At 71.0% G+C, this 17,595-nt stretch carries 15 protein-coding genes and 1 riboswitch; of the genes, 7 read left to right on the top strand and 8 right to left on the bottom strand.

All coding sequences use genetic code 11. From position 1 onward, the window contains the following. Positions 1-54 precede the first annotated feature (54 nt). Positions 55-468, bottom strand: coding sequence for a cobalamin B12-binding domain-containing protein (locus ACFWSK_RS31910; RefSeq protein ID WP_383793843.1), 414 nt, complete (start codon positions 466-468; stop codon positions 55-57). 343 nt (positions 469-811) lie between these two features. Between ACFWSK_RS31910 and ACFWSK_RS31905 the strand changes: the two genes are divergently transcribed. After that, complete coding sequence (locus tag ACFWSK_RS31905) at positions 812-1,738, top strand: esterase/lipase family protein (protein ID WP_383793841.1); 927 nt, start codon at positions 812-814, stop codon at positions 1,736-1,738. A 238-nt stretch (positions 1,739-1,976) separates the two neighbouring features. Next, positions 1,977-3,641 carry a M23 family metallopeptidase gene (locus ACFWSK_RS31900; protein ID WP_383793837.1) on the top strand — a complete coding sequence of 555 codons (1,665 nt, stop codon included), beginning with the start codon at positions 1,977-1,979 and terminating at the stop codon, positions 3,639-3,641. 87 nt (positions 3,642-3,728) lie between these two features. Here ACFWSK_RS31900 and pcrA read toward each other — a convergent pair whose 3' ends face one another. Continuing rightward, positions 3,729-6,167, bottom strand: coding sequence for a DNA helicase PcrA (pcrA, locus tag ACFWSK_RS31895; RefSeq protein ID WP_383793834.1), 2,439 nt, complete (start codon positions 6,165-6,167; stop codon positions 3,729-3,731). A gap of 260 nt (positions 6,168-6,427) precedes the next feature. Continuing rightward, positions 6,428-6,593: riboswitch (cyclic di-AMP (ydaO/yuaA leader) on the top strand. On the opposite strand from pcrA, the gene ACFWSK_RS31890 reads away from it, so the two are divergent. Further along, a complete protein-coding gene (locus ACFWSK_RS31890) occupies positions 6,592-7,779 on the top strand; it encodes an NlpC/P60 family protein (RefSeq protein WP_383793831.1) in 1,188 nt (395 codons plus the stop codon). (Overlaps the previous riboswitch by 2 nt.) Positions 7,780-8,011: 232 nt before the next feature. After that, the gene (locus tag ACFWSK_RS31885; protein ID WP_383793827.1) at positions 8,012-9,079 is read left to right on the top strand and encodes a hypothetical protein; all 1,068 of its coding nucleotides are present in this window, start codon (positions 8,012-8,014) and stop codon (positions 9,077-9,079) included. A gap of 31 nt (positions 9,080-9,110) precedes the next feature. Here ACFWSK_RS31885 and ACFWSK_RS31880 read toward each other — a convergent pair whose 3' ends face one another. Further along, the gene (locus ACFWSK_RS31880; RefSeq protein ID WP_383793824.1) at positions 9,111-9,464 is read right to left on the bottom strand and encodes a hypothetical protein; all 354 of its coding nucleotides are present in this window, start codon (positions 9,462-9,464) and stop codon (positions 9,111-9,113) included. Between the two features lie 301 nt (positions 9,465-9,765). Between ACFWSK_RS31880 and ACFWSK_RS31875 the strand changes: the two genes are divergently transcribed. Continuing rightward, on the top strand, positions 9,766-10,836 hold the full coding sequence (locus ACFWSK_RS31875; protein ID WP_383793821.1) for an NlpC/P60 family protein: 1,071 nt from the start codon (positions 9,766-9,768) through the stop codon (positions 10,834-10,836). A gap of 13 nt (positions 10,837-10,849) precedes the next feature. Here ACFWSK_RS31875 and ACFWSK_RS31870 read toward each other — a convergent pair whose 3' ends face one another. Next, complete coding sequence (locus ACFWSK_RS31870) at positions 10,850-11,545, bottom strand: LuxR C-terminal-related transcriptional regulator (RefSeq protein ID WP_382735793.1); 696 nt, start codon at positions 11,543-11,545, stop codon at positions 10,850-10,852. Further along, positions 11,542-12,828 (bottom strand): PspC domain-containing protein, encoded by a 1,287-nt coding sequence (locus ACFWSK_RS31865; RefSeq protein WP_383793816.1) that lies wholly within the window; start codon positions 12,826-12,828, stop codon positions 11,542-11,544. Before ACFWSK_RS31865 ends, ACFWSK_RS31870 begins: the two co-directional genes overlap by 4 nt. Before the next feature lie 175 nt (positions 12,829-13,003). On the opposite strand from ACFWSK_RS31865, the gene ACFWSK_RS31860 reads away from it, so the two are divergent. Further along, entirely contained in the window at positions 13,004-14,335 is a 1,332-nt protein-coding gene (locus tag ACFWSK_RS31860; protein WP_383793813.1) for a PspC domain-containing protein, read from the top strand. Further along, positions 14,322-14,585: a hypothetical protein gene (locus ACFWSK_RS31855; RefSeq protein WP_383793810.1), complete on the top strand. Its 264-nt coding sequence runs from the start codon at positions 14,322-14,324 to the stop codon at positions 14,583-14,585. Before ACFWSK_RS31860 ends, ACFWSK_RS31855 begins: the two co-directional genes overlap by 14 nt. Here ACFWSK_RS31855 and ACFWSK_RS31850 read toward each other — a convergent pair. From ACFWSK_RS31850 to ACFWSK_RS31840, 3 genes are all read right to left on the bottom strand, one after another. Further along, positions 14,492-15,001 carry a DoxX family protein gene (locus tag ACFWSK_RS31850; protein ID WP_383793852.1) on the bottom strand — a complete coding sequence of 170 codons (510 nt, stop codon included), beginning with the start codon at positions 14,999-15,001 and terminating at the stop codon, positions 14,492-14,494. The two genes, ACFWSK_RS31855 and ACFWSK_RS31850, sit on opposite strands and share 94 nt — an antisense overlap. 376 nt (positions 15,002-15,377) lie before the next feature. Then, entirely contained in the window at positions 15,378-16,646 is a 1,269-nt protein-coding gene (locus ACFWSK_RS31845) for a hypothetical protein (protein WP_383793849.1), read from the bottom strand. 113 nt (positions 16,647-16,759) lie between these two features. Further along, positions 16,760-17,563 (bottom strand): class II aldolase/adducin family protein, encoded by an 804-nt coding sequence (locus ACFWSK_RS31840; RefSeq protein ID WP_383793807.1) that lies wholly within the window; start codon positions 17,561-17,563, stop codon positions 16,760-16,762. Between the last annotated feature and the right edge of the window lie 32 nt (positions 17,564-17,595).

The raw sequence follows: 17,595 nt of genomic DNA, 5'->3' as shown, positions 1-17,595 counted from the left end.
GCCCGCCGGGCCCGGCGCGGGGGGGGGGCGGGGCGGGGGCCGGGCCGCGGCCGGTCAGGCGCCGGTCGTCTGACGGACGTTGGCGTTCACCCAGTCGACGATCGACGTCGTCGTCGCACCCGGGGTGAAGATCTCCGCGACGCCCTGGTCCTTCAGCGGCGCGATGTCAGCCTCCGGGATGATGCCGCCGCCGAACACCTTGATGTCCTCGGCCTCGCGCTCCTTGAGCAGCTCGATCACCTTCGCGAAGAGCGTGTTGTGCGCACCGGAGAGGATCGAGAGGCCGATGGCGTCGGCATCCTCCTGGATCGCCGTGTCGACGATCTGCTCGGGCGTCTGGTGGAGGCCGGTATAGATGACCTCCATACCGGCGTCCCGCAGCGCCCGCGCGATCACCTTGGCTCCACGGTCGTGGCCGTCGAGTCCCGGCTTGGCCACCACCACACGGATCGGACCGGTCACACCCATCACTGCCTCCACATGGATCTCCCGCGCCTGAAGGGCCGGGGATGTGAACGAACGTTATCTACAGCATCCCGCAAGCCGCCGTTTCGCGGTGGACGGGGAGGGGGAAATCACACATGGGACATGTTCGCTGAGCGTCGTTCCTGCTCCATGCGGCCCATCCGCCGCACGGGAACGGCCGCAAAGGGAGCCGCTGCGAGGTCGCCGTACCACCGCGCCGTCAGCCGCACGGCACGGTGGTACGGCTTCACGGCCGATCACCCGACGATCGCCGCCCTCGCGCCGACACCCCATGAGGGCATGCGGGACCGGAGCCGCTTCCGTATGTCAGTGCAGGAGGTCGGCCATGAAGGTTCTGTCCTTCCTTTCCCCGCTGCTGCTGCGCACGCCGTGCCCGTTGCCCACCCGGCTGTCATCGGCGCTGGTCAAGGCCACCGTGCTGGAGCTCGCGATCCTCGCAGGGCACCTCCTCATCTACCCCTGCGGTATCGCCCCGGAGCGCCGGGCCGCGACGCCCGCACCGGGCACACCGGGCACACCGGGCGCGGACCCGGACGAGGGTTCGCTTCCCGACGCCCCCGAGCAGACCGGTACGGAGCGCGCCGGACCCACCGCCCTGCTCGCCGACGGCGAGACCGGCCGGCCACCCGTCGTACTGCTGCACGGGTTCATCGACAACCGCTCGGTGTTCGTCCTGCTGCGGCGCTCGCTCGCCCGGCACGGCTGGCGCCATCTGGAGTCCCTCAACTACTCGCCGCTGACCTGCGACGTCCGCACGGCGGCGGAGCTGCTCGGCCGGCATGTCGAGGAGATCTGTGTCCGCACGGGGCACCGTGAGATCGACATCGTCGGACACAGTCTAGGAGGGCTGATCGCCCGCTACTACGTCCAGCGGCTCGGCGGCGACCAGCGTGTTCGCACCCTGGTCACGCTCGGCACCCCGCACAGCGGTACCTCCGTCGCGCGGCCGGCGAGCGCTCACCCGATCGTGCGGCAGATGCGCAGCGGCTCCGCCCTCATCGAGGAACTGCGCACGCCCGCTCCCGGCTGCCGGACCCGGTTCGTCAACTTCTGGAGCGAACTGGACCGGGTGATGGTGCCGGTCGAGACGGCCTGCATGGACCACCCCGACCTGGACGTGGTGAACGTGCGCGTCACCGGAATCGGCCATCTCGCACTGCCCGTACACCCGGCGGTCGCCGCCGGTATCCGGGAGGCCCTGGAGTGCCAGGAAGCCACCACCAGCAGCTCCGGGACCGCCTCGGTGGCCTGAACCGGCCGCGCGAACGGCCTGAAGCCAGCCACCCAAATAGAACGCATTTCGAACGTAGGGCCAAGGCTGCGCCTGCTGTCCGCCGAAAGGCGGCCGATTGCCCGTTTCCTGAACGGCTGGAACCCGGCGAAGATTGTCGTCGTCACGTACCGCCGGGTACAGTCGCGGCCACTGCTTTCCCCTGGAGTCCCCCACGGACACCGGAACAGGTCCTGCTGCCGAGGCGAGAGAGAAGTTGGTGAACGACCAGCACCCCCACGCCGGGTACGTCGACTACGACAACCAGCCCACCGGCAGCTACGCCACCGATCCGCTCTTCGGCGCTCTCCCCGGTCATCACGACGGCGGCTACGACAGCAGTTCCACTCCCGGTTCCGCCCATGGCTACGAGGCCACCGGCGGCTACGGCGGCGGTTACGACACCGCTCAGGGCGCCACCTACGGCTTCGACAACGGGTACGCGGCCGCAGGGCAGGGCCACAGCGGCGAGTACGACTCCACCCAGTGGGACACGGGCGCGCATCAGACCGCCTCGTACGACGCATACGCCGCCCGCCCGCACGAGACCCACCAGCCGCAGCAGGAGCAGTACGACAGCACCGGCCAGTGGGACACCTCGGGTTGGGTCCAGGCCGGCCAGACCGGTCAGGCCGAGCAGTGGGCGACGACCGACACCGGCGCCTTCCCCACCACCACCTTCGCCGGCACGACCTACGGGACCGGTACGTACACCGCCGCGCAGTTCGTGGACGCTGGCTCCGACACCGGCGCCTACGACGCCACCGCCTGGAACTCCGGCGCCACGCCCGGGAACGCTCCGTACGAGCCCGAACAGCTGTCGTACTCCTCGTACGAACAGCAGCCGGCCGAGCAGCAGACTCCGTACGAGACCTACGAGCCGTACACAACGGCCGAGTTCAGCACCGCGGACGTGGACACCGACAGTGACACGGACGCCTCCACCGAGAACCACGCGCACGACGGCCACGACTACGACGTCCACGGCACCGACGTACCTGCCTCCGACGTCCACGCCGCCGAGACGCATGAGTCCGCGGCCGAGTCCGGGACCGACGAACCCGAGCTCGTGACCGCCGCCTCGCACTCCCCCGCCACGCCTCGCCCGGCCGGCCGGGCGCCCCGCGGTGGAGCGGGAAGCCGCGGCCGGCGCCGTACCCCCGCCAAGCGGTCCGCACTCCTGACCGTCGCCGTTCCCTCGGCCTGTGTCATGAGCGTCGCGGGCATCGCGGCCGCCTCGGTCAGCGGCATCACCGGCGACGAGCAGAAGAAGGACGACACCGCTTCGATGGCGGCGGTCGACCCCGGCACCGTCAAGCCGGTGACCGCCAACAACAAGCTGGACACGCAGCTCGCCAACCTCAGCGCCGACGCCGATGACTTCGCCGACCGCGCCAGCCGCACCCAGGAACGCATCGACCTGCGGGAACGCCAGGCCGCCGAGAAGAAGAAGCGCGAGGCGGAGGCCGCACGCCGAGAGGCGCTGCGCCCGAAGTTCTCACTGCCGGTCACGGAGCACGGTCTCAGCGCGTACTACGGCCAGGCGGGCGTCAACTGGATGTCCGTGCACACGGGCGTCGACTTCCCCGTCGGATACGGCGCTCCGGTGCTGGCCGCTACGGACGGCACCGTACGCACCCAGTTCAACACCGCCTACGGGAACATGGCCATCGTGACGGCGGCGGACGGCACCGAGACCTGGTACTGCCACCTCAGCAGCACCCGGATCCGCTCGGGCTCCGTGCAGGCGGGCGACACCATCGGGTACGCCGGGGATTCCGGGAACTCCACCGGCCCGCACCTGCACTTCGAGGTCCGGCCCGGGGGCGGCTCGGCGATCGACCCGATGCCCTGGTTCCGCAGCCACGGTCTCAACCCGAACTGAGCATCACGCCGCAGATCATCACACCGCAGATGGCTGTGGCCCCGTCCGTCCGACGGGGCCACAGCCATCTGCGCGAGCGCCATGGACCTACAGCTTCTCGACCGGTGCGTAGCGCAGGAGGAGCTTCTTCGGCCGCTCGTCCCCGAAGTCGACCGTGGCCTTCGCCTGGTCGCCGAAGCCCTCGACCGCGGTCACCGTGCCCAGACCGAACTGGTCGTGCGTGACCCGGTCCCCCACCACCAGCGCGACCACCGGCTTGTCCGAGGTGCGCCGGGTGGCGAAGCCCGAAGGCCCGGACCTGGAGCGCGAGGACGACAGCGAGGACGTGATCCCCGACGTCGGTCCGGCCGGAGCGGACATCGGGCCCTTGCGCTTCCACTCCAGATGCTGGTCCGGGATCTCCTCCAGGAACCGCGAGGCCGGGTTGTACGAGGGCTGGCCCCAGGCACTGCGCATCGCGGCCCGGGTCAGATACAGCCGCTCGCGGGCACGGGTGATGCCGACATAGGCGAGCCGCCGCTCCTCCTCCAGCTCCTTCGCCTGGCCGAGCGCCCGCATGTGCGGGAAGACGCCGTCCTCCATGCCGGTCAGGAAGACGACCGGGAACTCCAGCCCCTTCGCCGTGTGCAGCGTCATCAGCGTGATGACCCCGGAGCCCTCTTCGTCCTCGTCGGGGATCTGGTCGGAGTCGGCGACGAGGGCCACCTTCTCCAGGAACTCGGCCAGCGTGCCCGCGCCTTCCTCCTCCGCGCGCTCCTGCTCGAATTCGAGCGCGACGGCCGCCAGTTCCTGAAGGTTCTCGATGCGGGTCTCGTCCTGTGGATCGGTCGACGCCTGGAGCTCGGCCAGATAGCCCGTGCGTTCCATGACCGCTTCCAGGACGACCGCGGGGCCCGCCCCGGACTCGACGATCGTGCGGAGCTCCTCCATCAGCGTGTTGAAGCGCTTCACGGCGTTGGACGAGCGGGCCGCCATGCCGTACGCCTCGTCGACGCGGCGCAGTGCCTGGGGGAAGGAGATCCTCTCGCGCATCGACAGGGCGTCGATCATGGCCTCGGCACGGTCACCGATGCCTCGCTTCGGCACGTTCAGGATGCGGCGCAGCGGGACGGTGTCCTCCGGGTTGGCGAGGACCCGGAGATAGGCCAGGACGTCGCGGACCTCCTTGCGCTCGTAGAAGCGCACACCGCCGACGACCTTGTAGGGCAGGCCGACCCGGATGAAGATCTCCTCGAAGACACGGGACTGCGCGTTCGTACGGTAGAAGACGGCGACGTCGCCCGCCTTCGCGTCGCCGGCGTCGGTGAGCCGGTCGATCTCGTCGGCGATGAACTGCGCCTCGTCGTGCTCGGTGTCCGCGACGTACCCCGTGATCCGGGCGCCGGTGCCGGCGTTCGTCCAGAGGTTCTTGGGGCGGCGGCTCTCGTTGCGCTCGATGACCGCGTTGGCCGCGGACAGGATCGTCTGCGTGGAGCGGTAGTTCTGCTCCAGCATGATCGTGGTGGCGTTCGGATAGTCCTCCTCGAACTGGAGGATGTTGCGGATGGTCGCGCCCCGGAAGGCGTAGATCGACTGGTCCGCGTCACCGACGACACAGAGCTCGGCGGGGGCGTCGGCCTCACCGGCCGGGCCCACCAGCTCGCGCACCAGCGTGTACTGCGCGTGGTTGGTGTCCTGGTACTCGTCGACCAGGACGTGCCGGAAGCGGCGGCGGTAGTGCTCGGCGACATCGGGGAACGCCTGGAGCAGATGCACCGTCGTCATGATGATGTCGTCGAAGTCCAGGGCGTTGGCCTCGCGCAGCCGTGCCTGGTACAGCGCGTACGCCTGGGCCAGGGTCTTCTCGAAGCCGTCCGCGGCCTGCCCGGCGAAGGTCTCCTCGTCGATCAGCTCGTTCTTCAGATTCGAGACCTTGGCCGTGAACGACTTCGGCGGGTAGCGCTTCGGGTCGAGGTCCAGATCGCGGCAGACGAGCGCCATGAGCCGCTTGGAGTCCGCGGCGTCGTAGATCGAGAACGACGAGGTGAAGCCGAGCCTCTTGGACTCGCGGCGCAGGATGCGCACGCACGCGCTGTGGAAGGTCATGACCCACATGGCGTTGGCGCGCGGTCCGACGAGCTGCTCGACCCGCTCCTTCATCTCGCCCGCGGCCTTGTTGGTGAAGGTGATCGCGAGGATCTGGCCGGGGTGCACCCCGCGCTCGGCCAGCAGATGGGCGATCCGGTGGGTGAGCACCCGGGTCTTGCCCGATCCGGCACCGGCGACGATGAGCAGCGGCGAACCGGCGTGCACGACAGCGGCGCGCTGCTCGGTGTTCAGCCCGTCGAGCAGCGCGGCGGCGTCAATGACGGGACGGGGCGCCCCGTCGCGGTAGTACCCCTCGCGGGGCGGCGGGGGCGCGTCGAAGACACCCTCGAAGAGACCCTCCGGCACCGCTTCGGGTGCGTGGTCCTCGGGAGGCGGCGGGGGCCCTTCCTCCGAGTTCTGGAGGCCGGTCAGGAAGCTGTCGTCAAAGAGGCTGCTCATCGCTTGACGAGTCTAGGCGGCCCCACTGACACCCAGGGGCCGCATTCCGCAGGACGACCCCGCGACCGTGCGCGTACGGAGACCGGGCGGCCACACCCCGTAAGGGAAGGAGGCCCTCTCCCGGCCCGCCCGCATCGATTCCCCCGAGGTCACGAACATGTATCGGGCATATCGAACATCAACCTTCACAGGGACAGCACGGGTTGGCTAGCGTGCTCCGACGGGTGGCCCGTACCCCCTTTGAGGCGAACCACGCCTAGCGGACACCCACGCCGAATCCGGGCTGCCCTCACAGGCGTTCGGAACCGGGGACCCACACGCAACACCGGGGTGAATCGGTCCGCGACCTTCACTTGGACCGTAGGGCAGCCTTCCGTTCCGCCCGAACCCGACAGCTAACCCGGTAGGCGGTCCACGGAAGGAGATGCCGGTCTTGGCATCGCATCGCAAACCGCGCACCCGAATGCGCACCACCTCACCCGGCATGGGACTCACGACGGCGGCACTGGCCTCTGTGACCCTGCTCTCCACGCAGACGGCGACGGCCGCGCCCGCGGCGCCCCGGCCGAGCATCGAGGACGTCCAGAAGAAGGTCGACGACCTCTACCGGCAGGCGGGCACCGCGACCCAGCAGTACAACAAGGCGAAGTCGGCATCCACCGATCAGCGCGCCAAGGTCGACGGGCTCCTGGAGGCCGCGGCGAAGCGGGCCGAGAAGCTGAACGAGACGCGCCGCGAACTGGGTCAGTTCGCCGCCGCGCAGTACCGGAGCGGCGCGGTCGCCCCGACGGCCACGTTCTTCCTCGCGGACGACCCGCAGTCGTACTTCGACCAGGACCAGCTGATGGCGCGGATGACCAGCCAGCAGCAGAAGACGGTCGCGGACTTCCGTACGCAGCAGAACGAGGCGGCGAAGAAGCGCGCCGAGGCCACCAAGAGCCTGGAGACGCTCACCGAGGCGCAGACCACGCTGCGCGCCAGCAAGCAGCAGGTGCAGGAGAAGCTGACCGAGGCGCGCACCCTGCTGTCCGAGCTGACCGCCGAGGAGAAGGCGCGGCTCGCGGAGCTGGAGCGCGAGAAGGAGGCGGAGGCCAAGCGCAAGGCCGCGGAACTGGCCCGCCAGCAGGCCGCCGCGGAGGCCGAGCGCCAGACGCGGGAGGAGGCGGCGAAGGAGGCCGCCGAGGACGCGCAGGAGACCGAGCAGCCCGGCACCGGCACGGACGCCGGGACCGGCCGCGGCGCGGACGAGGACAGCGGTTACGCGGCGAAGGCGGACAAGGTCCTGGCCTTCGCGGCTGCCCAGATCGGCAAGCCGTACGTCTGGGGGGCGACGGGCCCCTCCTCGTACGACTGCTCGGGGCTGACGCAGGCGGCCTGGAAGACGGCGGGCGTCGATCTGCCGCGTACCACCTGGGACCAGGTCGAGGTCGGCACACGGGTGGCCACGTCGGACCTCCAGCCGGGCGACCTGGTGTTCTTCTACGACGACATCAGCCACGTCGGCATCTACAAGGGCGACGGCATGATGATCCACGCGCCGAAGCCCGGGGCGAACGTGCGCGAGGAATCGATCTACTACATGCCGATCTACGGGAGCGTGCGGCCGGCGTGACGCCGTTGTCCGCTCAGGGCGCGTGACTCTCGTCGTTCCGTCCGGCCGTCCCGTCCACCGGGCCAGGTGGACGGGACGACGTGAGGTGCCCCGTCGCTCCCTTCCCGAACTGGCCGGTTGCCGCGCGGATCGCTGTGCGATCATGCCGATGCGCCTTCTGGGGAGGGGGCCGGAGCAGTGTGGACACAAGGAGTTCGGTGTGAACGCGGGTGGGGAGCGGAACGGTTCGTCCGTGCCTGACGAGGAGTGGGAGCGGTTCCTCCGGGAGTCGGTGGCCGGTACGGCGGACGCGCCCGAGGAGCCGTCGGCGCGGGCCCGCGAGGTGGCGCGGCGGCTGAGCGAGGAGCCCGCCCGCCCGGAAGCCTGGCGCGGCTACTCACCGGCCCGGCCGAAGCGGAGAACGGGCTGGTACGCGGTCGGCCTGCTGGTCGTTCTGGCCCTGCTGGCCGTGGCCGTGGCCCCGGACCGGGTGACCGGCTGGTTCGGCGGGGGCGGCGGCGCCGGGGGGCCGCTCGCGGCGGAGTCGGAACGCCCGGACCAGCCGCCTCCCGGGAGCGCGGCCCGACGGGCCACCCCCGACGAACCGTTCAGGGGCTCGCCCGCCGAGCGCTGGGCGAGCGGCACGGCGGGGATCTCGGTGCCCACGGCCAGGGCCACCGGGTGGATGAGCACGGCGCAGGTGAAAGGGGCTCTTGAGCGGACCCAGGACTTCCTCTACGCGTCCAATCTGGAACCGGGCGCGCTGCGGGGCGAGCACCCCGACAAGGCGATCGCGCTGATCAACCCGCATCAGCGGGATGTCCAGGACTTTCTGGCGGCCGCGTTCCGCACGCCCGGCGGGAAGAACGATCCCCTGCTGCTCTTCAGCCGGTTCGATCCGTCGATCACGCGCCCGGTAGGGGACGTGGTCAGGACCCGGGGGCGGATGACGTACCGGGAGGGCGAGCGCGGGGCCCTCCAGGTGACGGCCGACGTCACGTTCGTATATCCGGTCGCACCGGCGGCGGACAGCGACGAGGCCGGGCGCACGATCGTGCGCCGGGAGCTGGTCCTGAACTGGGACGATCCCGCCGAGGTGGTCACCGAGCCGGGCACCTTCTCCCTCGTCTCGTACACGGCCGACACGACCAACGGCGGCTGCGAGAATGTCAGCGGCTACCTCACACCCTCGTTCGGCGCCGGCCGGCCGGACGCCGGAGCGGACGGCGGCCCCGAGGTCGATCCCTACGACCGCAGTACGTCGATGGCCGACCGGATGAAGACGGCGGACGAGGGGTGCGGAACGGCGACGCGGTCCTGATCGGGGTCAACGGGGTCAGCAGTTCCTTTCGTCAGGTCCAGAGCGTCGCGATGAAGATGTTGGCGACCGTGAGACCTCCGACCGCGGCGAACTCGCCCTTGCCGGCCTTCTCCTCGTCCCGCCTGATGTAGACGAGCGCGAGGATCACGACCAGGATCAGCAGCTTGATGCCGATCTTGACGTTGTTCACGGTCTGGCCGTCGGCCTGGTTGAGGCCGACCAGCGCGACTCCCGTGATCAGCATGGTCAGCGCACCGTGCAGCATGGCCGGCACGAAGCGGGCGGTGCCGGCTCCCATCGCCTTCATCTGGGTCAGGAAACCGCCGAGCAGCGAGGCGATCCCGATGATGTGCAGGGCGACGAAGACATTGATCAGTACGTCCATGACTCCGGAGCCTAGCCGGGCCCTTATCACCCCTCACCGGCCAGGTCGCGCTTCCCGGTGACTTCGCTCGCGCCTGTACGAATCGCCCGACTCTGACGCTATTTTTCCGATCACACAGAGGTAGCGAAACGTCACATCAGGGCAATAGCTGTCATGTCGACCCTTTCCCGTGTCCTGGGGTTAGCGTCCCTTCCAGATGACCGTTTCCCCGCCGTCACATACGTACCGGACGGCACACGGTCACCTCCCGGGCCCGCCGGTAGCTCCCGACGGGCAGCCGAACAGGAAGGATGCCGCCCTCGTGGCAGCACACCGGAAAGCCGCTCACCGGAAGCCCAGGCAGCGCCCGTTCACCGGCTCTGCTGCCCGCACCGCCGCGACCCTGGCCTTCGCCGGGGCCGCGACCACCACCGCCTTCGACGGGGCTGCGCACGCCGAACCGCAGCTCACCCCGGCCCAGGTCAGGGCCAAGATCGACCGGCTGTACCACGACGCCGAGGTCGCCACCGAGCGCTACAACGGCACGAAGGAGAAGGCGGCCGCGGCCGCCAGGTCCGTGGACGCGCTGCGCGACGAGGCCGCCCGCCGGACCGAACGCCTCAACACCGCACGCCACACGCTCGGTTCGCTGGCCACCGCGCAGTACCGCTCCGGCGGCATCGACCCCGCCGTACAGCTGGCGCTCTCCTCCGACCCCGACCAGTACCTGCAACGCGCCTCGTACCTGGACCGGGCCGGCGACCGTCAGGCCGGGCTGCTCAACGGAATCCGCAGGCAGGTCACCGACGTCGCCCAGCTCCGCGCCCGCGCCGAGGGCGAGCTCGCGACACTCACGGCACGCCGGGCCGAGCTGACGAAGCACAAGGAGACGGTCCGCACCAAGCTGGCCGACGCCAGGCGCCTCCTCAGCACCCTCACCGAGGCCCAGCGCACCGACTACGAGCGGGCGGCCGACGCGGGGCACGGCGGCGCCGCCGTGCGAGCCGACCGCACCACCCCGCGCGGAGCGGTCAGCGCCCCCAACCCCCGTGCCGCGCAGGCCGTCGGCTTCGCGTACGGGGCGATCGGCAAGCCGTACGTCTGGGGCTCCACCGGCCCCTCCTCCTTCGACTGCTCCGGCCTCACCCAGGCCGCCTGGCGCTCCGCGGGCGTCTCCCTGCCCCGCACCACGTACACCCAGATCAACGCCGGACAGCGGGTGACCCGCTCCGAACTCGCCCCCGGAGACCTGGTGTTCTTCTACTCCGGCATCAGCCATGTCGGGCTGTACATCGGCGACGGCCAGATGATCCACGCACCGCGCCCCGGCGCACCCGTGCGCATCGCACCGATCGACCAGATGCCCTTCGCGGGCGCGACCAGGGTGGCGTGAGCGGCCGCGCCGGTCAGACCAGCCTGCGCGCCGTCGCCCACCGGGTCAGCTCGTGCCGGTTGGACAGCTGGAGCTTCCTGAGCACCGCCGAGACGTGCGACTCGACCGTCTTCACCGAGATGAAGAGCTGCTTGGCGATCTCCTTGTACGCGTACCCGCGGGCGATCAGCCGCAGCACCTCGCGCTCGCGCTGCGTCAGCCGGTCCAGGTCCTCGTCGACCGGCGGCGCGTCGGTCGACGCGAAGGCGTCCAGCACGAAGCCGGCCAGCCGGGGCGAGAACACGGCGTCACCGTCCTGCACCCGGAAGACCGAGTCGACCAGGTCCGTACCGGTGATCGTCTTGGTGACATAGCCACGGGCACCGCCACGGATGACGCCGATGACGTCCTCGGCGGCGTCCGACACGGACAGCGCCAGGAAGCGCACCGGATTCTCGGCCGCGCCCATCATCGGGGCGCAGCGGCGCAGCACCTCGACGCCGCCGCCACCCGGCAGATGGACGTCGAGGAGGACGACCTCGGGGCGGGTCGCGGTGATGACCGTGACGGCCTGGTCGACGTCGGCGGCCTCGCCGACGACCTCGACCCCGGTCTCCTCGGTGCGGCCGATCTCGGCCTGGACGCCGGTACGGAACATCCGGTGGTCGTCGACGAGCACGACCCGTACCCGTCGCTCCGGGCCCCCGGTCGCTTCGGTGTTCTCGGTCATTCGCTCGTCCTCTCCATCTCCAGCTCGACTTCCGTGCCCCCACCGGGCACCGAACGCAGCCGGGCCGTACCGCCGTTGCGCTGCATCCGGCCGATGATTGATTCTCGTACGCCCATCCTGTCGCCCGGGACCGAATCCAGGTCGAATCCCGGACCGCGGTCCTTCACGGAGACGAACACGGTGCGGCCCTCGACCTCCGCGTACACCTGGACCGCGCCACCCTCGCCACCGTACTTCGCGGCGTTGACCATTGCCTCGCGTGCGGCCTGCATCTGGGCGGCCAGCTTGTCGTCGAGGGGGCAGTCGCCGACGACGACGACCTCCAGGGGTACGCCGTGCTTGTCCTCGACCTCGGCGGCGGCGCGCTTGACCGCTTCGGCGAGGCTCGACGGTTCGTCGTCCTCCTCCTTGCCGGTGCCCTCGGGGTTGTACAGCCAGTTGCGCAGCTCGCGCTCCTGGGCGCGGGCCAGCCTGCGGACCTCGCCGCCGTCGTCCGCGTTGCGCTGGATCAGCGTGAGGGTGTGCAGGACGGAGTCGTGCACGTGCGCCGCGACCTCGGCGCGCTCCTGGGCGCGGATGCGCATGAGCCGTTCCTCGGAGAGATCCTGCGTCATCCGTACGAGATAGGGGCCGGCCAGCAGGGCGATGCCGGTGAGCACGGCGATGGCCGCGGTCAGGACGTTGCCGAGCTGTGCGGCCGAGCCTCGGACCACGATGAAGACGGCCAGGCCGAGGCCCACGAGGGCCACACCGGCGAGGCCGCGGGCCAGTTGCAGCACCCTGCGTCGGCGGCCGACCTCCATCCAGCGGGCCCGCCGGGCGTTGTCGGCCTGGCGCCAGACCAGTACGGAGCCGGCGCCGATCAGGAGCGTCGGCCAGATGTAGCGGTCGGCCTCGCTGCCCATGTCGACGTTGCCGACGAAGATCACGGCGCCGACGAGCAGCGCGACGAGCGCGAAGAACTGTCCCTTGTCCGGCTTGCGGAGCCGGCGCCGGCCGTCCGGCGCGGTCTCGAAGACGGAGCGCGGTGCGTCCACACCGCCGACGCCGAGCGGGACGACGATCCAGAACACGGCGTACAGCAGGGCGCCAAGACCGTCCGCGAAGAACAGCCCGAGGAAGAGGAACCGCACCCAGGCGACAGGCAGCCCGAGGTGCCCGGCCAGCCCTCGCGCGACGCCGCCGAGCAGCCGTCCGTCGGCGCTGCGGTACAGCTTGCGTACGGGCGGCTCCTCCGGATCGGAGGCGAGGGAGCTTGCGGCTCGGGTCGTGGCGGCTGGCATACGACGATCGTCACACGTACGCGCCGGTGGTGGCATCAGGGTCGGGCCCCTACTCGACCCTGACGCCGGTCCGGGAGCGCGCCACGGCCCCCAGGGGTCGCCGGGAGTCAATATCAGGGACCTGCCAGGGTCGGGGCGGGTGCCGCGGGGGCGTACGGACCGTCACCATGGGGACATGACCGCTACCCAGGACGCCTCCCCCGGTGTCACGCCGCCCCCCGAGCCGAAACCACAGCTGCACCGCAGCTCGCGGCAGAAAGTGGTGGCCGGGGTGTGCGGCGGGCTCGGCCGGTACTGCGACGTCGACCCGGTGATCTTCCGGATCGTGCTCGGCGTCCTCTCGGTGACCGGCGGCATCGGACTGATCTTCTACGGCTTCGCCTGGCTGCTGCTCCCCCTGGAGGGCGAGGAGGAGAACGAGGCGCGCAAGCTGCTGTCCGGCCGGGTCGAGGGGGCCTCGCTGATCGCGCTGGTGCTCGCCCTGGTCGGCTGCGGGCTGTTCCTCTCCATGCTGCACAACCGCGGGATGCTGGCCTTCGCCGCGATGCTGTCGCTCGCCGTCATCGGCTCCACGGTCTGGGCGCAGCACCGCAGGTCGGCCCTGCCCGACACCCCGCCGGACACCGCGGCGGCGCAGGCGGCCGGGGGCACGGCGGGCCACGGCGCACCTCCGGAGGTCAAGGCTCCGCCGACGCCGGGCAGCCCTTCCTGGTGGCGCGATCCGATCGTCAAGGACGGCACCTCGGGCCCGATCGGTCCCGGCTACCTGTGGGGACCGCAGGACGCGAAATCCGCCGCCTCCCGGGCACCGGGAGCGCGGACCGCCACGGCGGATGCCCCGTACAGCGCCCCCTACCGCCCTCCGGGGACCCGAGGACCGCGTTCGATCGGCGGCCTGGTCTTCACCCTCGCGATGATCGCGGGCGCGGTCGGCACGGTCCTGAGCTGGGAGAACCATCCGCTCGGAACCAGCCTTCAGGTCGGGCTCTGTGCCGCGCTCGCGGTGTTCGGGCTCGGAATGCTGGTCAGCTCGTTCCTGGGCCGGACCGGGTTCGGCACCCTCTTCCTGGCGGGCGTCACGGCCGGGCTGCTGGCCGGTGCGTCGGCCGTGCCGAAGGACATCGGCACGGACTGGATCCGCGAGGAGTGGACCCCCGCGTCGGTCGCCGCGGTCGAGCCCCGGTACGAGCTGGGCACGGGCGTCGCCCGGCTCGACCTGTCCGAGGTCGTCGTGCCCGCGGGCGACACCGTCGTGACGGCCGTGGAAGTGGGCGTGGGCCGGGTGGTCGTGGTCGTACCGGAGGGGGTGACGGTGAAGCTGGACGCCGAGGCGGGCCTCGGGGACATCCAGCTGCCGGCCCAGAAGCCGGACGACGTGGACGTGGGCCCGGACCAGAGGCGGAAGCAGACCATCGTGCCGCCCAGGGGGGCCGAGCCGGCCGGCACGGTCGAGCTGAGACTGGAAGTCGGCGTCGGACAAGTGGAGGTCACCCGTGCTGCGTCATGAATTCCGGCCCGGCCGCGCGGTGGCGGGCGTCGTCATGCTCGCCCTGGCCGCCGGTTACGCGGCGGACGCGGCGGGCGAGTGGGACGCCCCGTGGAGCTTCTTCTTCCCACTGTTCTTCGGTGGCCTCTCGCTGGCCGCGACGACCACCTGGGTGAGCTACAGGGTGCGCCGCCGCCGCGCCGCGAGGAAGGCGTCCGCGGAGAACGCGGCGGCGCCTGCCAGCACCAGCGGCAGCCAGGCCATGAGGTAGATCAGGTCGTTGCCGTAGTAGTAGGGCTCGGTCTGCCAGCTCACGGTCAGCCACAGGCTGAGCGAGATCAGTGCCCCGCCGAGCGCGGCGACCCGTGCGAACAGCCCCAGGAGCGTGGCGATCCCGACGAGGAGTTCACCGATCGCGATGGCGTAGCCGAAGCCCACGGGGCTCTTCAGCGCGAGATCGACGAGAGCGGGAATCGCGGACGAGTCCCTCACCGCGTTCATCATCTCGCCGATGGAGCCGGTGCCGTCGGCGGACATGAAGCCGCTGTCGGTCAGCTTGTCCAGACCGGCGTAGATGAAGGTGACGCCGAGGAAGACCCGCAACGGCAGGAGCGCGTGCCGCCGCGCCCGCTCGCGCAGGCTCCTCGGCTCGCTCAGTCCGTAGCCGTTGGTTCCGTAGCCGCTCATGGCCGACCTGCCTTCCCTTGACCCGTCACCAGACGATACGTACGCGGTGATCGTGCCGCTCACCGGGCGTGGGCCGGTCAGCAGCCGTCCAGGGCCCGGGGCACCCGCGCCCACGTCTCGGCCACCGTCGTGGCCACGTCGGGCACCTCCGGACCGAGTGCGCGCAGACCGGTACTCGTCGTCCAGGTAGTCCAGTGACTGCCAGGCCGTGGAGACGTACTCCGGTACGCACAGGAGCAGTGCCGGGCCGTCCGGGTCGGAGGTGCTGTTGAGCTGTCCACTGTCATCCCGGTCACGCACCCCGTCGCCGCCGCCTGCCCGACTCCAGGAATCGTACTGGCGGCCGACCAACCGGGGTGCCTCCGTGCGCAGTTGTTCAGTCGGTCACGTCGATGACGACCCGGTTCGTCTCCACCCCGGCCGCGGTGACGACCTGGACGTCCACGACGCCCGGTTCCACCTCCACGGGCACCGGCACCGTGAGCACGGTGTCGGTCGGGTTGGCGAAGCCCCCGGCGACGGGGATCAGCGGTACGTGGACGTGGACCCGGCCGATCCTGACGACCAGCCGGGCCAGCCGGTCCGGGCTTCCCGCCCCGGGCGGCACGAAGCCGGCGCCGCGGATCTCGATGTCGTCCCCGGTACGGATCGGGGCGTCCAGGTCCCCGGCCTCCCGGGTCCGTACGACGGAGAGGATGACCGGGCGGCCGCCCTCCGCGTACTTCCCCGCGAAGTACGTCGCCGCGGAGACCGCCACCAGAAGCGCGAGCCCCCAGGGCAGATCGGGCAGTTGCTCCGGGCGGCGGGCCAGCCGGACGGCCGCGAACAGTACGGCGACGGCGCTGACGAGCACGTACTGCACGTCCGTGAAGCTGCCGCGCCCGGAGTCGTCGGTGAGCAGATCGGCGGCGCGCGGCCGGTCGGCCCTCGGCTTCTGCAGCCGCTGTGCCAGGACACGTACGGTCACCACCCGCCGTACGAGGACGGCGACGGCGCACACCAGCGCGAGCACGGTCAGCACACCGGCGGAGCGCACCAGGTCCAGGCCCTCGATGAGCTCGTCACGGTCCGTGTGCGCCGAGGCTCCGGCCAGCTGGAGCGCGAGGACGAGGACGGAGAAGACGGCGAGGAGCACCCAGGAAGCTGCGACGGTACGGGAGGTGGAGAGCCGGTTGTCCTCACCGATCAGCGGGGCGAGAAGGCCGCCGCGGGCCCGGTGGAAGCGGGCGGCGCCGGTCAGCAGCCCCGCGGTGACGAGTCCGGCGAGCAGACCGGCGGTGCGGGCGGTGGACCAGCCCGCGCCGATGGCGGTGGCGGTCTCACCGATCACGAGGGTGGCGACCGCGCCCCAGACGATGAGCAGCGTGCGCCGCCAGACCTGGTGGAGCCAGGCGTCCCCCGCCTCCCGGCCGCGGTCGGCGACGGCACGGGCCGATTCGGTCAGCTCGTCCGACACCCACTGCCGGGACGCCGAGGGCGACTGGGCGACCCCCGCGGGCAGTCCGTTGCCCGCGGCCAGTTCGTCCCGTTTGGCGAGGAAGGCCGCGACCGCTCGCCTGTGACCCTCGCGTGCTCCGTGCGGGCAGTCGCCGCACGTACAGCCACCGCCGTGCGTGCTGCTCTTTCTCGCCTCGTCCAACGCCACGAAGAACGCCGCCCTTTCCGCCCAGGTCCCGGTCAACTCACCTACGATTTCTGCGAATTGTGCCGTACGGGACGACTGTGGGCCGCATCGGGGCGAAGGGGCGGTGCGTTTCGTCAGAATGTGCGACTGATCCGCTGCCACAGGGGCTGGTAGTTGATCCAGGCCACGAGGTCGCTGCCGAGCTGTTCACGGGTGGCGACGGCGTCCCGGTGCTCGATCGGGACGGGCTTCCCGGCCGCCCGCGCGGCCAGCTGGACCTGGCAGGAGCGCTCCATCGTGAGGAACCACCAGGCCGCCGCGTCCACCGAGTCCCCGACGGTCAGCAGCCCGTGGTTGCGCAGGATGATCGCCTTGTGGCCGCCGAGCGCGCTCGCGATCCGCCGCCCCTCGTCCTCGTCCACGACCACGCCCGTGTACGCGTCGTAGAGGGCGTGGGCCTCGTAGAAGGCGCATGCCTCCTGGGTAATCGGTTCGATGAGTTCCCCGAGCGTGGAAAGGGCCCGTCCGTGCAGGGAGTGGGTGTGCGCGACGGCGACGACGTCCGGGCGCGCCCGGTGGACCTGCGCGTGCACGGCGAACGCCGCCTGGTTGACGTGGAAGCGGCCCTGGACGACCTGGCCGTCGCCGTTGACCAGGATCAGGTCCTGCGGGGCCATCCCGTCGAAGGGCGCCCCGAACGGGTTGACCCAGTAGCAGTCCTGGTACTGCGGGTCCCGCGCGGTGAGGTGCCCGGAGACGCCGTCCTCGTACCCGTACTCCCCGAAGAGCCGCAGCGCGCCCGCCAGCCGCTCCTTGCGGTAAGCGCGTTCCTCGTCGGCCGACGCGTGCGCGGGCGGCATCGCGAACCGCAGCTGCTCGACGGGGACGGGGGCGGGCACGGAGGCGGAACGGACGGGCGTGGTGGCGGGCTCGGACACGGCGGCTCCTCTGGCTCCCAGGGCGTACGGAA

It is taken from the genome of Streptomyces sp. NPDC058620 (genome assembly GCF_042717135.1).
GTDB lineage: Bacteria > Actinomycetota > Actinomycetes > Streptomycetales > Streptomycetaceae > Streptomyces.
This window is presented reverse-complemented; position numbering and strand designations above follow the sequence as displayed.

Excerpts from the sequence above, each read along its gene's own strand:
- ACFWSK_RS31870 (WP_382735793.1), bottom strand. The coding sequence starts at position 11,545 with ATGACCGAGAACACCGAAGCGACCGGGGGCCCGGAGCGACGGGTACGG.
- ACFWSK_RS31850 (WP_383793852.1), bottom strand. The coding sequence starts at position 15,001 with ATGAGCGGCTACGGAACCAACGGCTACGGACTGAGCGAGCCGAGGAGC.
- ACFWSK_RS31860 (WP_383793813.1), top strand. The coding sequence starts at position 13,004 with ATGACCGCTACCCAGGACGCCTCCCCCGGTGTCACGCCGCCCCCCGAG.
- ACFWSK_RS31865 (WP_383793816.1), bottom strand. The coding sequence starts at position 12,828 with ATGCCAGCCGCCACGACCCGAGCCGCAAGCTCCCTCGCCTCCGATCCG.
- ACFWSK_RS31905 (WP_383793841.1), top strand. The coding sequence starts at position 812 with ATGAAGGTTCTGTCCTTCCTTTCCCCGCTGCTGCTGCGCACGCCGTGC.
- ACFWSK_RS31880 (WP_383793824.1), bottom strand. The coding sequence starts at position 9,464 with ATGGACGTACTGATCAATGTCTTCGTCGCCCTGCACATCATCGGGATC.
- pcrA (WP_383793834.1), bottom strand. The coding sequence starts at position 6,167 with ATGAGCAGCCTCTTTGACGACAGCTTCCTGACCGGCCTCCAGAACTCG.
- ACFWSK_RS31910 (WP_383793843.1), bottom strand. The coding sequence starts at position 468 with ATGGGTGTGACCGGTCCGATCCGTGTGGTGGTGGCCAAGCCGGGACTC.
- ACFWSK_RS31890 (WP_383793831.1), top strand. The coding sequence starts at position 6,592 with ATGCCGGTCTTGGCATCGCATCGCAAACCGCGCACCCGAATGCGCACC.